Here is an 18,119-nt window from a genome sequence, read left to right as displayed (position 1 = left end):
GAGGTTGCGGGCAACCTCCCATTTCCTCCGTCGCGGCCCATCGGAAGTGGTGGTGGGCCGTGCACAGTGGCCACAGGGTCTCCGCGGACACCTGCTTGCAGCGGCCGGCCCCCCCGCCGGGAACGGCCACGAGGCGGCTGGGGCGGGCGCAGTTTGCAGGCCTCGGCGAAGCGTTCCAGGGTGGGCAAGCCGGTGCCCTGCGGCGGGCCCTTGTCGAGCAGGGGCAGGTCGGTTCCGGTCAGGCGCTGCAGGTAGGCGGTGGCCAGAAGCAACGGGCGGGCCCAGGGCGGGAGGCAGTCACGATGCCGGAGCAGTCGAATTGAACGGCCTGCCGCCCACCCAACGCGAACGCCTCTCCGCCCTCGCTGTGGGGGTCTACCGGGCCCCGGCAGAGGCGGCCAAGCCCGCGAAGACAGCCTCCGCAGGCCGCGCTGGGGCGTTCGAGTGAGGCCTTACGGCACTGGCCCGGTGCAAGCAGCGGGACGGCACCGTCGAGCGCATCCCTCGCAGCCACGTCGAGACCATCACCGACCGACGAGAGGGGACCGAGGTGACCAAGAGCCGGCGGGCCAAGCTCGGCGAGGAGCGGCTGGCCACGTCGGCGTCACTGGGGCGGGACCTCTTCCGTGCACAGGTTCACAGGCTGCGGGCGGTGATGTCGCCTTGGCCGGTGGTGGCGCGGATGTCGAGGACGGCGGCACCGTCGTTCTTCAGGGCGTTGCTGACCCGGCCGTGACCGGTGCCGGCGTCCAGACAGGCCGAGGCGCCGGGTGCGGCGCCGACGGTGATGTCGCCCATGTGGGTGTGCAGCACCACCGCGCCGCGCGTGGCCTCACCGATGCGGATGGCGCCGCGTGCGGTGCTGATCTGCGCGGGGCCACGGAGGCGGCCGACCTCGACGTCGCCGTCGACCGCGGTCAGGCGCAGGCTGGTGGCTTCATCGAGCTTGATCTGCCGGTAGGCGCCCTCGAAGACGACGTCGCCCAGGCGGCCGACGCCGCGGAACTCGGTGCTGGCGGTGGTGGCTTCGAGGTGGGAGCCGGTCGGCACCTGGACGGTGACCTCCACCGAACCGGTCGGGCCGAAGTACTGGTTCTTCGGCTCGGCGGCGCGGATCTTCAAGACCCCGTCGGTGAACTCGACCGCGACCTGCCCGGCCGCCTTCACGTCCCGGCTCTTGCCGGGGTTGCTCGGCCGGACCTCGACGGTGGCGTCGCTGCGGTCGGCGGCGATGACCTGGATCCGGCCGGCGGGGACGTCCACGAGGGCGGAGACCGGGGCGGCGGTGGCGAACTTCTGCATCGTTCTCTCCTTGCGTGCGCTTCGTTTCTGACATCGAGAACGCTACGTTGCGTTCGCATCTCAAGCAACCATTCCCCTGCAGAAAATCGACATTCATGCAGGTAGATTGCGCAATATCGTTGCACTGACCGAGAATCTAACGCAATGACAGACACCTGCATCGTTGCGTTGAAGTAAAGCGAACGCTACCGGCGCCGGACACCACACCAACCCGGGGTCCTCGACCTCAGCGTGTGGGGACCTGGACCATCCCCGCGCCCGGGTGGCCTTGGTGAGGCAGTCGTCTTTGCCGCAGGCGGAGCGGATGTACTGCCCGGTCTCCAGGTTGCGGAGGTTGGCGTACTGGACGCGGACCTTGATGGTCTTGCGGCCGGAGGCGACCAGGTGAGGTCGTCCGCCTCGCCCGGTACACCAGCTTCGAGGAAATGCCCGACACCGAGGGCCCGGCCAACGTCAACCCCGACGCCCCCGGAACGAGCAACCCACCAACACCCGCCTCATCCACGGCCCCGAGAAGGATCGCTCGGCATCCTCGCCATCGAGATCGAGCGCGTCACCCCCGAAACGAGCTGACCCAGGACCACCCTCACGCAGGCCTGCGCGAACCGCGCAGGCCTGCTCCCGTTCACGGCCAACCGCCGGGCGGGACAGTCGCCGAGCAGGGCTCACCTCGAAGAGGCCCTGATGCGCCGTCTGCCGTCGTGCGCCGTCACCGCCCCCGTGCTCGGGTCGACCACCGCCTGCAGCGGCCCCGTTCCGCCCCCCACTGGTCGGACCCGAGGCGCTGCTGCGCGGTGTACCAGTCGGTGGCGACGGCCTGCTGGGCCGCGGCGAGGGTGACCCGACAGGCCACCCAAGGCGGTGCTGTCGCGGGTCAAGACCGGCGGTGCCCCACGCCGCCGAGTACTGCCCCGGCATCGGCCACGGCCACCTCGCCTTCGTCCGCCGTCCCCTCGACAACCAGCACGGACGGACCCGAAAACACCACGCATACAAGCTCGTTGACATCCCGCATGAAACGTCAACGACAACCATCACACATCGTTGCCGCCGATTACGGGACACGGCCTTCTGCCGGACGGTCCCCCAGACAGCCACGCACGATGGGCGCCCGGCGGCGCGGGCTGTTGTTCCGTCCCTGATCGCGGCTCAGGGCCTGATCAGGGGTCATTCAGGGGCATCCCCCACATCCACCGCACCTGCCCCTCGGAAGGATGGGACACAGCGGGTTGTGCCAATGCCGAGCCGCATCAAAGACGACAGCGGCACAGTCGGCGGACAGGGAGGCACACGGTGAGCGGCTCTGCGCGGATACCGGGGCCGGGCACCGTCAGACGGCAGGCGTACCGGTGGTGGGTCCATCTGGGACTGATAGTGACCACCGTCGTCTCGCTCGTATTCGAGCCGGTCCTGACAATCCACATCCTGGTGGGACTGGTCTTCGTCGGACTGGTCGTGGCGCACCTGGTCCAGCGCCGTCGCGCATCGGCCAGGCTTGGGTCACGTCTGGTCCGGGTCCAGACCCTGTACGGCCGCGGCGGCAGGCTGGCCCTCGCCGACGCACTGCTGGCGGTGATGACGGTGGCCATGCTGGCATCCGGTCTGTGGGACTGGCTCGACTGGCATCCGACTCGGATCCGTTGGCACGCAATCACCGGCGTAGTTCTGACCGCGCTGCTCCTGGTGCACACCATGCGGTGCCGGGCTCGCATTCGGCACTCGCGGGTGCGCTGACAACGTGCCTTTCCGACAGGCTTCCCGCCGGCCACTGCGACATACGGATCACGAACCACCGCCGACCCGCTGGGAAGTTACCGGGACGACTCCCGATTCGCGATCCGCAGCCGTCACGGGGAGACGACCATCCCGAGAGGTCGTGCGCGTCATTCCCCGACTGACGGCCACCACGTTCGCACCCCGACCGTGAGGCCGTGACATCAACTCCCGGACCCCGGCGCCGACTTCGGCACTACCGTCAATGCCGTGCACCTGGTCGTGCCCGGGCTCGCCGACGGCCCCGGTACCGCGGACCTCGTGGTTGGGTCGGCTACCAGCGATCCGCAAAACCGCACATGCCAATCTGAACGTAATGCCGAGGCGTTCTCGCAGGTCAATGGTGCAACGCGCACCGCGTTTCCTTGTGTCTCCCCGAGGACCGGCTCGGGAGAGCGGCCTCCGTATCCGCCGCGGTGCCGCTCGAACGCTGCTTCAAGGTAGGCGAGGTCACCGTCGGCCGACGGCACCAGCGCGGTGTGAATTCCCTCGCGGGAACCGCACGGGACCCGGCACCGCCACGCCGGCGGCGGCCACGGTCCCGATGAACCTCCTGCGCTTCAACGTGCTGCCCTCCGAACCGTGCGCGCCGGCACCGCCGCGACGCTGCGCAGGCCCGGCTCACCCGCTCCACAGTCAGACCGCAGGCCCGCGACCGGCTGGAACCAGGGTCTCCTGCGGAATCCGCCGTACTGTCTCCCAACGCTTGACATCGGCGACGTCGAAGGGCTCGCCGAGATGCTCCTCGACCATGCGCGCCTGTTCCTCCCCCGTGAGGCCAGGTACTTCACGAATCGTCCGCAGCAGCACGCCGATACCGTCCGGACACACGCCCACGACCGCACCGCCCCGTGGACGACCGACTGACGCCGTCTCAATTGCGGTACCCCGAACCGGCACCCCGTCACCGAAATACCCCCCCATGACCGGCACTCCTCCGCCTCGCGCCCGGTGCTTCACTCGGTGTAGCCGCTCGGCAACACAGGCCCCCGTGGTCAACGACCGCCGGGCGGCCCCGGGAAGGAGCACCCAGGTGACGATCGACCCGGCCGACTTCATACCCGCCGACCTGCGGGACTTGGCGCGTACCCTCCCGGCACCGGTCTGCACCGACGTGCAGGCCGCCCCCATCGAGGACCGCCGGCCGCCGTATGCGTGCCCCCAGTGCAAGACCCGGACACAGCCCGCCCCGCGAGCGCGGCACCGACAACGACCGGCCGCGCGAGCCTGCTTCCCCCGTGGCAGCTCCCGCCGCCGTGGACGGACCCCCGCGCAGGAGACGCTGGGACCGCAGCGCTTGCGGTCACAGAAGAAGCGCCGGACCCGCAGGCGTATCGCAGGCTTGCGGCCGATCGCGGGCCGCTCGCTCAGAAGCCGTTGTCGTACCGATCTTGGCGAGTGCCCATTCGAGTGTGATGATTCGGTCGGGTGATGTGTCAACGCCAGGGCACACGGCATTCCGCACGGCTCGTGGGTGCTGTGACGAGAGGTGCCTCCTGTAAGGGTCGGGAGGTTGACCGCCGGCCACAACTTCCGCAACTGGTCATGGACCCTACTGGCCGGACACTGATGAGCGGGCCCCAGTCCGAGCCCGAGAGTGCTGGTGGGGCGACCGCGATCGATCCATCGTTCGACGGGGCCGCTTGCTCGTGATGGCCCACGCCCCTAGTGGATCCCCTCGGGGGGCTGTGCGCCTGACGCCCCCGGCTGTCGGCGCCGGCTGACGGCACCCATGATGATCTTGATCGCCAGTCCGAGGACAACGAGATCAGCGATCATCTGCCCGGTGACCACGAGCCGGGCTCCATCGCTCTTAGCCGTAATGTCGCCGAACCCGACCGTCGAGAAGACGGTAACGGCGAAGTACAACGCGCCAGTGCGCGTCAGCGACCCGTCGAAGTTGTCGGCCGACATCGCGGCCATGACGACATATGTGCTGGCGAACAGCAGCAGGAACAGCGGAACGCTGGTGGCCAGGGCTTCGACGGCCCGTAGTCCCGGGAACGGTGACCGGATGATCGAACGGACCTGAAACGCGACCAGTCCGATGAAGATCACCAGCCCGATTACCAGCATCGTGACGGCGGACCAGGTTGAGGAGCGGTCCAGGGGCAGCAGAAAGTACAAGGTCACCAGCGCGGTGGTGGATCCCACGATCCGCAGAACAGCCCGCACGATCATGCGGTGCGGGAGCCTGGCCCCCCGCCGGGCGTCCGGCCCGGGGCCGGCACTATCAGTCACTGGTCGCGGCGTGTGTTGGAGGCCTTCTCACCGACAGCGGCGCGCACCCAATCGTGAGCACTGCCGGGGTCGAGGGAGGCGAGAAACTCCGTGAGCGAGCCAGTCCAGCTGTCGATCGCACGTTCGGCCGCTGCTGCGGCGACCATCTGCCGTGTGTCTGTGTCCTCGCAGCGAACCAGCGTGATGGCGGCATGGGGGCCGACTTCCGCGAGGATCCTGTGGGCTTGGTGCTCGGTGGACCCGACGTGTCCTTTATGCACTTCAGCGGCGTGGGCCCCGACCATTGCCCCTTTCAGGGTGGAGAACAGACCCATGAATCCGACCATCCATGAGAGGGAGATGCGGAGCAGGGCGCTCGCAAAACCGTTGGCCGTCAGCACGCGAGACTGCGTTAGCCTCAGCGAGCCGTCGGGGTTTCCGCTGACCACTACAGCAGTCGTACGGCCCTTGCGGGCCTTCCTGCGGAAGCCTCGCCCGAGCGACGCCAGCATGTGTTCGGCGCGATGGCGGTTATCGAAGCTGGCGAGGACTACCGATTCCTGCCCGGGTTGCGCGACCGATGGGGTCTCCGACGTCATAGGGGGCGTCCTTCGCAGCCGAGTGACCGAGATCAAGACCTGACTGAGGGCAAAGCCAAGCCTGCCTGATGGGCTTAATGTCCCATTTTAGCTGGCCAGAAGCCCGTTTCTATCGATCACGGTGGCCGTGGGTTGGAGTGTTGCGGCTCGGTCGGGTGATGTTGGGTCCGGGTGCGCATGAAGTCAGGGCCTCCGGCGCAGCTCGGGGTTGTCGAAGACCATCGAGCGCGCCAGGAGGCCCTGATGTCGCAGTTGTACGCCCTTGTCGAGGTTGGCTCCAACTCCGCTGTTCTCGAGTGTGATTGTCTCGCGCACCGGTTCGGGAACGCCGGGGACCGGCCGTACAGGAGGCCGAGGTATCCGTCCGACATGAGGGACGGGGAGTGGGCGGTGGTGCGCGACGCGATGCCCGTGCCGTCGTGGCTGGAGGGGCGGGGCGGTCAGCCGGAGGGGTACTGCCATCGGCAGATGGTCGACGCGGTCCGTTACCTGGTCGCGGGCGGCATCGCCTGGCGGGCGATGCCGGTGGACTTCCCCGCCTGGGACCGGGTCTACGCATTCGCCCGGCGTTGGCGCATCTCGGGTCTGCTGGCCGAGTTGCACGATCGGTTGCGCGGCCTGGTCCGCGAGGACGCCGGGCGGGATCCGGAGCCCACCGCCGGCATCGTCGACTCGCAGACGGTCCGCGCGTCTGCGGCCGTGCCGCGGGCCACGTCCGGGTGGGATGGCGGGAAGCGGACGCCGGGCCGCAAACGGCACGTGGTCGTCGACGCGCTCGGCCTGCTGCTGGTCGTGATGGTCACCGCCGCCAGCGTGCAGGACCGCGACGCCGCCCGGCCGCTGTTGGATCGCCTGTGCGCGCGCTTCGCGAGGATCTCTCTCGTGTGGGCCGACGGCGGCTACGCGGGCCGACTGGTGACCTGGGCCAGCGAGAAGCTCCAGTTGAGGTTGCAGATCGTCAAGCGAAGCCACGACGCCTCAGGATTCGTGGTGCTGCCGCGCCGGTGGGTGGTGGAGCACACGTTGAGCTGGCTGGTGCGCACGCGCCGCTTGGCGCGCGACTACGAGACGCTGCCCGCCGTCCATGAGCAGATGGTGCTGTGGTCGATGACGATGCTCATGACGCGGCGGCTGGCCCGGCTGCCAGGGTGAACCTGCCCGGGACCGGCTCGGCCAGCCAGCCCCGGCCCACCAGCCGCTTCGCCTTCACCCGCACGCCTTCCACCCGGGCCGGGAGCAGATCCGAACCCAGGGCGGTCGTGATCTCCTGACAGCTCATCACCCCGCTCCCGCCAGCGCGGCGGTGCTCGACCAGCACGGCGATGATGCGCTGGTAGTCAAACGCCAGTACGCCCGCTGGCAGCCCGGGCCGCCACACCGGCACGATGGACCCGCCACGGGCCGCCTTCGGCGGCACGACCTCGGGTGAGGGCTCCACCGGCTCGCAGGCCGCCGATCCCAGCGTGGCTTCACGGTCGACCTGGGCCGCCGGCACCGCCTGCGGCGCGCACAGGACCTGCCCGACGCGCTGCCGGGCGCCGACCCAGCCCTCCCAATCCGTCTCCGCCTCGGCCAACGCGGCCAAGACCCGGTCAGCTTCCTCCCGAAGCCCTTCCACACGCTCGCGCGCGGCCAGCTCCCGCTCCTCCAGCAGACCCAACACCGACGGCATCCGGCACCTCCACCGACGAGACAATCCGACGGCACGACCCTGCGTCGCTACGAACGACTTCACACCTGACCTGCAGAAACACACCGATCAGGTTCGGTACGACAACGGCTTCTCAGGACCCGTCAGTAGGACGAGTGGACGCGCCGACCGGCAGTCGCGCAGCCCGGGGCACCGCGGTGGCTCCCCGCGTCCCGCCGCCTCGATCACCAGCAACCCCGGGCTGACGATCAGCCGCTCCAACTCAACATCGACGCCGGGAAACAGCACACCCCCGATCGCGCGCAGACCCCTACCAGGAAGATCCCGCGAGGAAACCATTCGCCATGCCGCCCGCTGACCTGGCCTTTCACGGACTTCCAGTCAGAACCGATTTCAGGAAGCCTCATCAGGGCCGGCATCAAGAGCACGTATGGAAATCCTGCCGTCCTGGCCCCCTTGTGGATCTCGGGTCCACGGTCATCGATCGCCGCACCCGGACTGACGGGGACGCAGGGACGGAGGGGGAACGACGGTGGCCTGGAAGAACACGAAGCAGCCGAGCCCGACCGCAGCAGTGCCGAAGCTCAACGACGACCGGCTCTGCTGGCTCGCCATACGCGACCACATCGACAAGCACAGCCGCAAACTCGGCTTCTGGGGCTGGCTCTCGACGCTCGCCGGCGCCAGCGGAGGCGGCCGCGGTGTGGGCGGCGGTGCCGGCGGGGCCGTCCGTATGGGCGGGGACATGCGTCGCGAGTCCATGTCCGACAAGAAGCTCGACTACGCCGTGGCCGTGGACGCCGCCTCCGAACAGCTGACCCACCAGGAACGCCCCCACCTCCGCGCCACAGGCCAGATCCCGGACTGGTTCGTCGACGATGTCGAGCAGCGCGTCGCCGCCCTCCGCAAGCAGCACCGCTGAGCCGAAGGCGCAGCCACCGCTACGCGTTCCCACGCTTCAGGTGCACGGCCAACGCCAGCAGCAGGAAGCAGTCGACCGACCAGCTGACAGGCCACGCCCACGGCCGTCCCGGGCCTCACCGTGCACGTCATCCCCACAACGAACCCGACGACGGCGAATGCCAGCCTGCTCGGCTGACTGATCCTCAGCTTCGGTCCACGCTCGACTCCCGCCCCGCCACGCGCGCGGACAGCGCCATGATCCGGTACGAGCCACACCAGTTCAAGGTCACAGCCGGACCTGCTCCCAGAGTGCTGAACGACACGTTGGACAGCGATGCGGGGGTGGCTCCGCGACATCCACGGTGCACATGAGTCGAGCCGTGCAGGGGCAGCCTCCCTGCGGTTCGCGGGCGACGACACGGTGCCCGCAGCAGCCGGCACGCAGGACCGCCGGCCGCCGGTCGCGGACGAGGATCAGATCCGGATTGACGACCACGACATCGTCGTCCGCTGACCTACTTCCCCATGCGATGGAGCATGGCGGTGGAGGCATCTGCCTACGCAGCGGGAGTCGCTTCGTCGATGCCCCCCTCCAAGCCCCGCAGGAACAGCGAGGCGAACCGCGCCACCTGGTCGGCGTGGGAACTGCACCAGCTCGCGCGGCGTCGCTTCCTCGCCCGGCTCCCCCTCGTCCTCGCAGGCGTCTCCCCCATCGTCGTCCAGGACGTCCTGCGGGACGTCGGCCGAGTCACAAGGCGCCTGACGGGGTTCCAACGCGCGCGCGGCCTTCGCTGCGGCTTCCCGTTGTTCCCACTCCCGGGCGCGACCGTCGCGGTACGCCTTGGACTGGCAGCCCCTGCCACACCACTTCCTGGGCCGCCCCCGCTTCCCACCGGACTCCCTGCCCGAGATCGGCTTCCCGCACCCCTGGCAAACCGGCGTCCCGGCCGCAGCGCCAGCCTCCACCTCATCCATGAACCGAGAGTATCCGCGCGCGTCCCAACTTCCAGCCGCGCGCGCCGAAATGACGAGCTGTCACCGCAGCGCCGTCGCCCGGTTCACGCCCACAGGCGCGCAGACGGCGTCATGGCCGGGGATGCTCTTCGCTCCCACTCCATTGAGCGATCAACGAAGGACCAGGGGCCGCCATGGGCCCGGCGACGTGCGCCGTCGCCGGACCGGTCGCGGCGCGGTGCGAACCGACTCGTCGGGCAGTCCAGACAGGCGGGGCTGTCGGCTTGCGGTGATGCTCCTGTGTCGATTGTCGCGGGGCCTTTGACGTTGTGTTGTGGAGCTGTAACGGCGCTGGCCTGGGCGATTGTGTGTGTCAAAGTCGTTGCTGCCACCAGTGATCGCGTTTGTCCAGGGGCCGGACCGGACAGGTCGCCGCCGGATGCGGGGCGACAACATCGAAAGTGAGAAAGGCATGGACTCCATGCGTACGAAGATCGCCCGCCAGGGTCTGTCGGCTGCCGCGCTCGTCGCCGTCGGGCTGGCGCTGACCGCGTGCAGTGCCAGTGGTTCGGCCAGTAGCCCGGCTTCCTCCTCCGCCGGCTCGAATGGCGTGCAGTCCTCGACGGGGAGCACCGCCTCGGCTTCGGACGAGCCGACTGCCCAGAGCAGCTCCGGCTCCACGGGAAGCAGCTCAGGTACGGGGGGCGACTCCGTGGCTGGGGCGGCCTGCCACACCTCGGGCCTGTCGTTCAGCAGCTCCTGGGGCATGGCGCAGGGCGAGGTCCTGATCAACTTGAAGAACATCGGGTCAACGACGTGCTCGATGCACGGCTTCCCGGGCGTGGACCTCAAGGGCCAGGACGGTACGGTCAGCGCTGCGCGCAGCACGATGGCCGTGCCCACGGTCCGCCTCTCGCCCGGGCAGACCACCAACTTCACCCTGCACTTCCCGCCCAACAACACCGGCGGCAGCGGGGTGACGTTCACCAGCGCCGTGGTCACCCCGCCGAACGAGACGCACTCCCACACCATGTCACTGGGTATCAACGTTCCCGCCGACAGCAACTCCGCCCCCGTCATCACGGTGGACCCCGTAGGCGCCGGCAAGTGAATCCTCGCGGAGGTCACCCCCCTGAGGTCACCCCCCTGAGGTCACCTCCCTGAGGTACACGGTCCCTGCGCCATCGTCACGGCGGATCCGGTGGGAAGCACGCGTCGCCGCGCTGCGGCACCCAGGGACCGCGCGGTAGGCCTGCGCGGCCTGGTCACCCTGCGTGACGACTTCGGCGATGCTCGCCACGTGGCCGCCCGATCTCCACGCGGTTGATCGGCTGTCAGTCCCGAAGGAAGAAAGCTCTCGAAGTCCCTCGCCCGGCGCCGACCGCTCGCTGCGGCGGTCCTGGCGAACGCGGTCAACACAAACACCTCGCCCACGCCGAGGGAGGCAGAAATGCTGAAACTCCTGGGGCCGTTGGTGTACAGGAGGTCTACCGTGGGCCCATGGTCAACATAGCGTCGCGTGTCGAACTGAGTGCGCTCACCCTCGACGACGAGGAGGAGTTCTGCGCCCTGGTTCGGGCGAGCGTCGAACTGCACCACCCGTGGATGCAGTTGCCCGCGAGCCCGGAGGAGTTCCGGGCCTGGATGCGGCGTTTCGAGGACGGCAGCAATCTGGGGTTCCTGATCCGAGTGAGGGAGACCGGCAACGCGGCCGGGGCGGTGAACATCAACTCGGTGATCCGGGGCCGCTACCAGGGCGCGTCCATCGGTTACGCGGCCTTCGCCCCCTCTGCAGCGAAGGGGTACATCACCGAGGGGATCGCCGCCGTCATGGAGTACGCATTCACCCAGCTGCGGCTGCACCGGTTGGAGGCGTGCATCCAGCCCGGCAACAAGGCGTCCCTGGCCGTGGTGCAGCGGCTCGGCTTCCGCTTCGAGGGCGTCTCCCCCAACTACCTCTACATCAACGGGGACTGGAGGGATCACGAGCGGTGGGCCGCCACCGCGCCGAAGCCATGGACGCCCGATCCCTCGCTGCCGGCTGTCTGACCCTCCCGACAGGCGCTGCCCTCCAGTTCCCCCTCGTAGACCTGTGCGATGAGCTTCGCTGTTGAACGACACGTTGGACGACCACGTGTGGCGCGTCGGCGACAATCGCGCTGCACGTGATCCCTGGGTCACAGGCCAGTCTCCTTCCGGTTCATGGGCGACGACACGGTACCCACGACGGCCGGCAAGAGGGATCACCGGGTACCGGTCGTCGACGTCGATCCGGGCCGAGTAGAACTCCTGCTGCCGCGGGCACGGTTGATGTGTTCGGGCCGCCGCGGGCCCTTGGCAGGATCGGGACACCCGCGGCCGCGTGCGGTCCGGGACCGGCTCGGTGAGGCACTCCGGCTCCGACCTCGCCCGGCACGCTGCTCCGCCTGCTCAGCGACTCACGTCCCGCTGTCCGAAGCGGAGCAAAACGCCACCGCGCTGCACACGGCAGACTCCCGGGCCGTACCAGGCCTCAACAGGCACGGTCACGCTGCTGCCGCGCTGCACGAAACGCCATACTGCTGCCTCGGCTGCTTCCCGGACCACCGCGCCCGCCGGAGGGCCCCCACAGGGATGCGCTGGCAATAGCCCCCCAAGACCGCAGCGGCGGGGTGCCCCGCGCAACGAGCCCCCACACGCTCTGCGAGCTTCCGCGCAGGTCCCAGCTGTCCCGCGCCTCACCGCAGGACAACTGCAACACCAACACGGGACACCCGCGGGACAGCACCACGGGACACCCGTGAGAGACCGGATCGCATCCGGTGTCAGATGCAGGACCCCATAGCCACCCTGAAAACAGATCAGCGACGGGCAGTCCACAGCCACAGCATCCGCTCACGGCTCGCATGCTGCGCAACGCTGAAGATGTGCAAGAAGGCAACGTGGCCGCTGTCGATGAGGCACCGTGCAAAGACCCCGGCAGCCGTAGCCGCCGAGCTGGTTGGGGCTGCTGGCTTCGAGGAGGGGGTCGGCTTGAAAGAAGCGGCCGGTGGTGGGGTTGTAGGTGCGGGCCTGTGACGCTTCCAGAAGCCAGCGGGCCGCTGGAGGTCGGTCACCGCGCCTCTAGACGCGTTCGTCGGCTGGGCGGACGCGTCGTACCGCGTCTGATCGGGCCCGTCGGTAGCACGACGGTGTGGGAGAGCGGCTGGACCGCCCCCTCCCAGATCGGCCTGACCAGGCGCGGGTGGAAACCGGACCTGGCCGTCGACGGCCACGTCACCGCAGGCGGCGTGGCCATCCACAGGAGGCCAAGAACGATCCGTACGGCCTCCTGCGCTGCTGCCACCCGGCGCGAGCGGCCCGAGTGCCGGCGGAGGCGAGCCGCAGCGACTCCAGTGAGCAGGGCCAGCCCAGCGGCACACAGGGCCAACAGGTACTCCTTGCCAATGCCGCGCCCAGGCCCGTCACCGGGACTGGGATGGTGGAGTCAGGCGGCTGCTGGGCAAGACCGGTACGTGGCCACCGGCCGTCCGCCGTGCGTACCACGAGTCCGTCGTTCTGATCCGCCACGATCACCACATGCCCCGCTGCGACGAGGAGCACCACCAGCGAGGTCGAGTCCAGATGGAGCCTCGCACCGGTGGTGTCCTCGGCGTATCCGCCGCTGCGCCGCAGGAACAGCTCGCGCCCGGCCGACAACTGCCAGGCCGTGAACCAGTGACGTCCCGCGTCCCGCGTCTCCTGGACCAGGGCGTGCCCGGGCACCACCCGGTAGCAGTGCTCAGGTGCTCCCGGCACGCAGTCCTCAGTGCGGAGTGACAGCCTGGGCATCCTGGAGGGGTCCGTCGGCGTCGGGAAGGTCTGCGAGACCTGCCAGTGGAGGCCGTCGTCCGACGTCACCAGGGTCTGGCCGGTGCCCCCGCCCCGGCACCGCCGAACTCCAGTACCACGACGCTGCCCTGCTCAGTGCCCACCACCGCGTCGCTGAAAGGCCGCCAGTACCCGCACCCGGCCACCATGACCAGCGCCAGCAGCGAACCAAGCATCCCGACCAACCGCCTCCGCAGCTTCCGCCCGGTGACCCACCCCTGCGCCATGCTCCCCAACTATCAGTGACCGGAATCACGGCCAGGGCACAGGGCGGCTTCAATCGACCGGCCACTTAGCTTGACTCTGTCGGTGATCTTGGTGGCCCTGGGCTGAGTGGCGTGGTCAGTGGGCAGGTTCGTGACGGTGGTGCAGGCCGACCCAGTCGCGAGGTGCACGTTGTCTGTCCGTCCCCGTTCCGGCGAGCAGGTTCCCGCTCTGACTGTGCAGGTTGCGCGGGCAAGCAATCCGAACGGGACGACGGCGATGTGGGTGCGGGACCGGTTGGACGGACTGTGGCATGACGACGATTTCGCCGGCTGGTACCCGCGCGATGGACGCCCGGGTCTGTCACCTGCCCAACTGGCCACGGTAAGCGTGCTGCAGTTCCTGCTGGGACTGTCCGACCGCGACGCCGCGGAGGCCGTGCGGTGCCGCGTCGACTTCAAGTACGCGCTCTGCCTTGAGCTGGACGATCCGGGCTTCCACCACAGCGTGCTGTCCGACTTCCGGGAGCGGCTGGTGCAGGACGGGCGCGCGGACCGCCTCCTGGACCTTGCTCTGGCCCGCTTGAAGGAGGCCGGTCTGGTCCGCGAGCGCACCACCCAGCGCACCGACTCCACCCACGTGCTGGCCGCGGTGCGCGACTTGACCCGGCTGGAACTGGTCACCGAGGCGGCCCGTGCCGCGCTGGAGGAGGCGGCCCGCACGGCCGGGCACCTGCTGACCGGCCTGGTTGATGAGGACTGGTGCCGCCGCTATGGCCGCCAGGTCCGGCTGGGAAAGAACCCGACCCGGCCCAAGACCCGGATCCTGGCCGCCAGCAACGACGCCTGCAGGCTGCTTGAACGCCTCCACCAGCACGGGCTGGGTTACCGGCCCGGCCCGCAGGCCGAGGCCCTGCGGCGGGTCGTCGTGCAGAACTACTACCGTGACGCGGCAGGCCACCTGCGCTGGCGCACCGCCGAGGACGGCGGACTGCCACCTTCAGCAGCAGCGATCGTCTCTCCCTACGACACCACGGCCCGCTACGTCCGCCACGGGCACATCATCCGCTGGAAGGGGTTCGCCGCCACCTCACCGAGACATGCGCCCCGGGCAGCGGCGCTGCGGCCCGGTGACGCGGCCTGGATCAGACAGCATGACGAGGTACGAAGGAGGCATCGTGGACAAGAAGATCACTCGCACCGCAGCCAGAGCCGGGACAGACGGCGACGCACTGCATGCCCGTGGACTGCTGAAGCGGTACGGCGGCGTGCCCGTGGTGAACGGGATCGATCTGCACGTCTCCCGCGGTGAGGTTTTCGCACTGCTCGGCCCGAACGGGGCGGGCAAGACCACCACGGTGGAGATCCTGGAGGGCTACCGGCGGCGCGACGGGGGCGAGATCGAGGTGCTGGGCCTGGACCCGGGGCGGGAGCGGCAGCGACTGAAGCCGCGGATCGGGATCGTGCTGCAATCCACTGGGGTCGACCGGTATCTGACGGTCAAGGAGACCGTGGCGATGTACGCGAGTTACTACCCGCGTCCACGTCCCGTGGGCGAGGTCATCGACCTGGTGGGTTTGACCTCCAAGAGCGACAGCAGGGTGATCCGCCTCTCCGGAGGCCAGCAGCGGCGCCTGGACATGGCGGTCGCCCTGGCCGGGGACCCCGAGCTGCTCTTCCTTGACGAGCCCACCACCGGCTTCGACCCGTCCGCCCGACACGAGGCCTGGCACGTCGTCAAGGACCTGGCTCAGCTGGGCAAGACGGTGCTGCTGACCACCCACTACATGGACGAGGCCCAATACCTGGCCGACCGTGTGGCGGTCATGGCCGCAGGCAGGATCGTCGCCGAGGGGGCCCCGGACAACCTTGCCGGCCGGAACAGCGCCAGGACACGGGTGCGCTACGCCCTACCGCCGGGGGCGGTGCCACCGGACGGCCTGGGCCAGGCAACGAACGTCGCGGACGGCTACGTCGAGTTCGTCCCCGACGACCTCGCGGCCGCCCTGCACCGGCTGACCGGCTGGGCCTTGGAGCAGGCCGTCGATCTCGACGACCTGCAGATCATTCGGCCCTCCCTTGAGGACGTCTACCTGAGTCTTGTCGCCTCCGTCACCGACGCCACGACGCCGGCCGGGGAGCCTGACGAGGAGGCGCGGTCATGAACCCGCTCACCGCAGCGTTGCGGCAACTGCGCTACATCAACAAGATGTTCTGGCGCAGCCCGGCGTCGGCATTCTTCACCTTCGCCTTCCCGCTGATGTTCCTGGTGATCTTCACCGCCCTCCTCGGGCACGGTGTGGTGGTCGTCGGCGGCCGGCCGGTGCATCAGTCCACCTACTACGTGGCCAGCATGGGCTCCTTCGCCGTGATCAGCTCCTGCTTCAACAACATCGCCATCAGCATGACTTTCAGCCGGGACGCCGGTGTCCTCAAGCGCACCAGCGGCACCCCCCTCCCGGCCGCCGCCTACCTGGGCGCGCGTGTCATTCACGCGCTCCTGGTCGCAGTCCTGCTGGTCGCTATCACCGTTGCCTTCGGCCGGTTCGCCTACCAAGCCGACGTGCCGACCGGGAGCAGCCTGGTCCGCTTCGCCGTGATGCTTGTGGTCGGCGCGGCAAGCTTCTGCTCGCTGGGGTTCGCGATCACCGCAGCGATCCCGGACTTCGACGCGGCCGCACCCATCGTCAACGCCTCGATCCTGCCCCTGCTCTTCCTGTCGGGCATCTTCATCCCGCTCGGCGACAATGCACCTGCCTGGATCCAGTGGACCGCGCGGATCTTCCCCGTCAAACACTTCGCCGACGGCATGCAGGCAGCCTTCCTCGGCACCGTGTTCCGCTGGACGGACGTACTCGTCGTCGCCGCATGGGGCCTGGCCGGGCTGATCGTCGCCGCCCGCTACTTCACCTGGGAGCCACGGGTCTGACGGGACGAGCACAGGCCCCCATGGTCCTGGCGCGGATCCGTCCGGCGACCGATCATATGGCAGCCCCCATCACGCCCTGGTCAGGGAAGGCTCGCGAGTGGCGGCGCTCTGACATCGGACACCGGTCCTTCACGGACACCGCGGAGATCACAGTGGAGGCGTGGTCACAGGCGGTGGAGGGGTGCATCGGACATTCCATGCGCGCGCTGCTGGCGGGCTGGGCCGACACGTCCGGGGGCGACGGCCTGCACGGACCCCGACTAGTAATCCAGTGAGAGTTCTCCGTTTTCCCTGGTCAGCGGCCTGGTGGTCGGGAGTGTAGCCGGGCTGCGGCAGGGTCTGAGCGGTGTTCGGCAGGATGTCGCGCGAACGGGTGGCCGCGCCGCATGTAGTGGCAACGCCGTGGACAGCCCCTCGGTGTGATCGACGATCTGACGGATGTGTGGGACCGGGAACTGAACGAACTCCTCCTGCGGATCGGGGCCCGGTTTACCCGGGTCGAGCCGCGGCGCCGGATGCGGGACTACGTGTGCGGGCTGCTCGGCCCGGTGGGCCGCAAGAACAGCTGGCAGTTGGCCGAGTTCGCCGGCCACCCGGCCCCGCACCGCCTCCAGCACCTGCTCGCCCGCGCCTGCTGGAACGCAGACGAAGTCCGCGACGACCTGCAAACCTACCTCGCCGAACAACTCGGCACCCCCGAGGGTGTCCTGATCATCGATGACACCAGCTTCGTCAAGAAGGGCACCGTGTCCGCCAGCGTCCAACGCCAATACTCCGGCACCGCCGGACGCACCGAGAACTGCCAGATCGGCGTCTTCGCCGCCTACGCATCCACCAAGGGCCACGCCCTGGTCGACCGCGAGCTCTACCTGCCCAAGTCCTGGACCGAAGACCGGGAACGCTGCCGAACGGCACGCGTCCCCGACGATCGGGGCTTCGCCACCAAGCTCGAACTGGCACGGACCATGATCAAGCGAGCCCTGGCCTCGCGACTGCCCATCGGCTGGGTCACCGCGGACTCCGCCTACGGCCAGGACTCCCAATTCCGCCGCTACCTCGAAGACGCAGGCCTGTCCTACGTCGTCGCCGTGCCCAAATCCCAGCAGGTCCACGGTCCGCGCATCGACCACCTCTTCACCCAGGCGCCGGCTGAGGCCTGGCAGCGGCTGTCCGCTGGACAAGGTGCCAAGGGCGAGCGCGTCTACGACTGGGCCGCCGCGCGGCTCCCGTCCGTGTGGGAGTTCGACGGTGACCAGCCCACCCACCAGCGCTGGATGCTCGCTCGCCGCAGCACCGCCCGGCCCAACGAGATCGCCTACTACCTGGCCAGTGCGCCCCTGGACACCACCGTCGCGGACCTGGCTCGCATCGCGGGCTGTCGTTGGCGGATCGAGGAATGCTTCCAGAGCGCGAAGAACGAGTGCGGCCTGGACCAGTACGAGGTCCGCCGCTTCGTGGGCTGGTACCGGCACATCACCCTCGCCATGCTCGCCCACGCGTTCCTCGCGGTCATGGCCGCCCAGGAGCGCGAAAAGGGGGTGGCGCCCGGGACGCGCCCGACCTCGTGGACCTCACACCGGCAGAGATTCGCCGTCTGCTGGCAACTCGATCCCGCCACCATCCTGCGTCCCACGACCACACCCTGACCTGGTCGATATGGCGCCGCCAACACCAAGCACACGCACGGCGTTGCCACTACATGCGGCGCGGCCACCCGTTCGCGCGACATCCTGCCG

General features: G+C 69.1%; 14 protein-coding genes and 1 pseudogene. 9 read left to right on the top strand and 6 right to left on the bottom strand.

The genetic code is table 11. From position 1 onward, the window contains the following. Nucleotides 1–636 precede the first annotated feature (636 nt). Nucleotides 637–1,302: a DUF4097 family beta strand repeat-containing protein gene (locus tag ABH940_RS34075; protein ID WP_370069934.1), complete on the bottom strand. Its 666-nt coding sequence runs from the start codon at nt 1,300–1,302 to the stop codon at nt 637–639. 1,293 nt (nt 1,303–2,595) lie between these two features. On the opposite strand from ABH940_RS34075, the gene ABH940_RS34070 reads away from it, so the two are divergent. Beyond that, complete coding sequence (locus ABH940_RS34070) at nt 2,596–3,036, top strand: hypothetical protein (RefSeq protein ID WP_370107038.1); 441 nt, start codon at nt 2,596–2,598, stop codon at nt 3,034–3,036. A 1,704-nt stretch (nt 3,037–4,740) separates the two neighbouring features. On the opposite strand, the gene ABH940_RS34065 is transcribed toward ABH940_RS34070, so the two are convergent. Next, a complete protein-coding gene (locus tag ABH940_RS34065) occupies nt 4,741–5,229 on the bottom strand; it encodes a potassium channel family protein (RefSeq protein ID WP_370107037.1) in 489 nt (162 codons plus the stop codon). Nucleotides 5,230–5,312: 83 nt separating this feature from the next. Then, a complete protein-coding gene (locus ABH940_RS34060; RefSeq protein WP_370107036.1) occupies nt 5,313–5,894 on the bottom strand; it encodes a hypothetical protein in 582 nt (193 codons plus the stop codon). A gap of 369 nt (nt 5,895–6,263) precedes the next feature. On the opposite strand from ABH940_RS34060, the gene ABH940_RS34055 reads away from it, so the two are divergent. Continuing rightward, a complete protein-coding gene (locus ABH940_RS34055) occupies nt 6,264–7,046 on the top strand; it encodes an IS5 family transposase (RefSeq protein WP_370107035.1) in 783 nt (260 codons plus the stop codon). Here ABH940_RS34055 and ABH940_RS34050 read toward each other — a convergent pair. Further along, a complete protein-coding gene (locus tag ABH940_RS34050; RefSeq protein WP_370107034.1) occupies nt 7,012–7,566 on the bottom strand; it encodes a hypothetical protein in 555 nt (184 codons plus the stop codon). The genes ABH940_RS34055 and ABH940_RS34050 overlap by 35 nt on opposite strands. A 511-nt stretch (nt 7,567–8,077) precedes the next feature. Here ABH940_RS34050 and ABH940_RS34045 point away from each other — a divergent pair. From ABH940_RS34045 to ABH940_RS34035, 3 genes are all read left to right on the top strand, one after another. Next, complete coding sequence (locus ABH940_RS34045; protein WP_370107033.1) at nt 8,078–8,467, top strand: hypothetical protein; 390 nt, start codon at nt 8,078–8,080, stop codon at nt 8,465–8,467. Between the two features lie 1,407 nt (nt 8,468–9,874). After that, a complete protein-coding gene (locus tag ABH940_RS34040) occupies nt 9,875–10,513 on the top strand; it encodes a DUF4232 domain-containing protein (protein WP_370107032.1) in 639 nt (212 codons plus the stop codon). 389 nt (nt 10,514–10,902) lie between these two features. Further along, complete coding sequence (locus tag ABH940_RS34035; RefSeq protein ID WP_370069942.1) at nt 10,903–11,451, top strand: GNAT family N-acetyltransferase; 549 nt, start codon at nt 10,903–10,905, stop codon at nt 11,449–11,451. A gap of 1,206 nt (nt 11,452–12,657) precedes the next feature. Here the strand turns inward: ABH940_RS34035 and ABH940_RS34030 are convergent. Next, entirely contained in the window at nt 12,658–13,179 is a 522-nt protein-coding gene (locus ABH940_RS34030) for a hypothetical protein (protein WP_370107031.1), read from the bottom strand. 98 nt (nt 13,180–13,277) lie between these two features. Further along, nucleotides 13,278–13,478 (bottom strand): hypothetical protein, encoded by a 201-nt coding sequence (locus ABH940_RS34025; protein ID WP_370069946.1) that lies wholly within the window; start codon nt 13,476–13,478, stop codon nt 13,278–13,280. Between the two features lie 367 nt (nt 13,479–13,845). Between ABH940_RS34025 and ABH940_RS34020 the strand changes: the two genes are divergently transcribed. The 4 genes and pseudogenes from ABH940_RS34020 to ABH940_RS34005 all read left to right on the top strand — a co-directional run. Next, nucleotides 13,846–14,766, top strand: coding sequence for a transposase (locus tag ABH940_RS34020; RefSeq protein ID WP_370107030.1), 921 nt, complete (start codon nt 13,846–13,848; stop codon nt 14,764–14,766). Then, nucleotides 14,723–15,619 carry an ABC transporter ATP-binding protein gene (locus tag ABH940_RS34015; RefSeq protein WP_370107029.1) on the top strand — a complete coding sequence of 299 codons (897 nt, stop codon included), beginning with the start codon at nt 14,723–14,725 and terminating at the stop codon, nt 15,617–15,619. Before ABH940_RS34020 ends, ABH940_RS34015 begins: the two co-directional genes overlap by 44 nt. Further along, nucleotides 15,616–16,383 carry an ABC transporter permease gene (locus ABH940_RS34010; RefSeq protein WP_370107028.1) on the top strand — a complete coding sequence of 256 codons (768 nt, stop codon included), beginning with the start codon at nt 15,616–15,618 and terminating at the stop codon, nt 16,381–16,383. The genes ABH940_RS34015 and ABH940_RS34010 overlap by 4 nt, the downstream gene beginning before the upstream one ends. Nucleotides 16,384–16,805: 422 nt before the next feature. Further along, nucleotides 16,806–17,891: pseudogene (locus tag ABH940_RS34005) on the top strand (IS701 family transposase); the annotation flags it as partial. Nucleotides 17,892–18,119: the final 228 nt, after the last annotated feature.

Source organism: Streptacidiphilus sp. BW17, assembly GCF_041262485.1.
Lineage (GTDB): Bacteria > Actinomycetota > Actinomycetes > Streptomycetales > Streptomycetaceae > Streptacidiphilus.
Note: the sequence above shows the minus strand (reverse complement) of the source record. Positions and strands in the feature narration are given on the sequence as shown.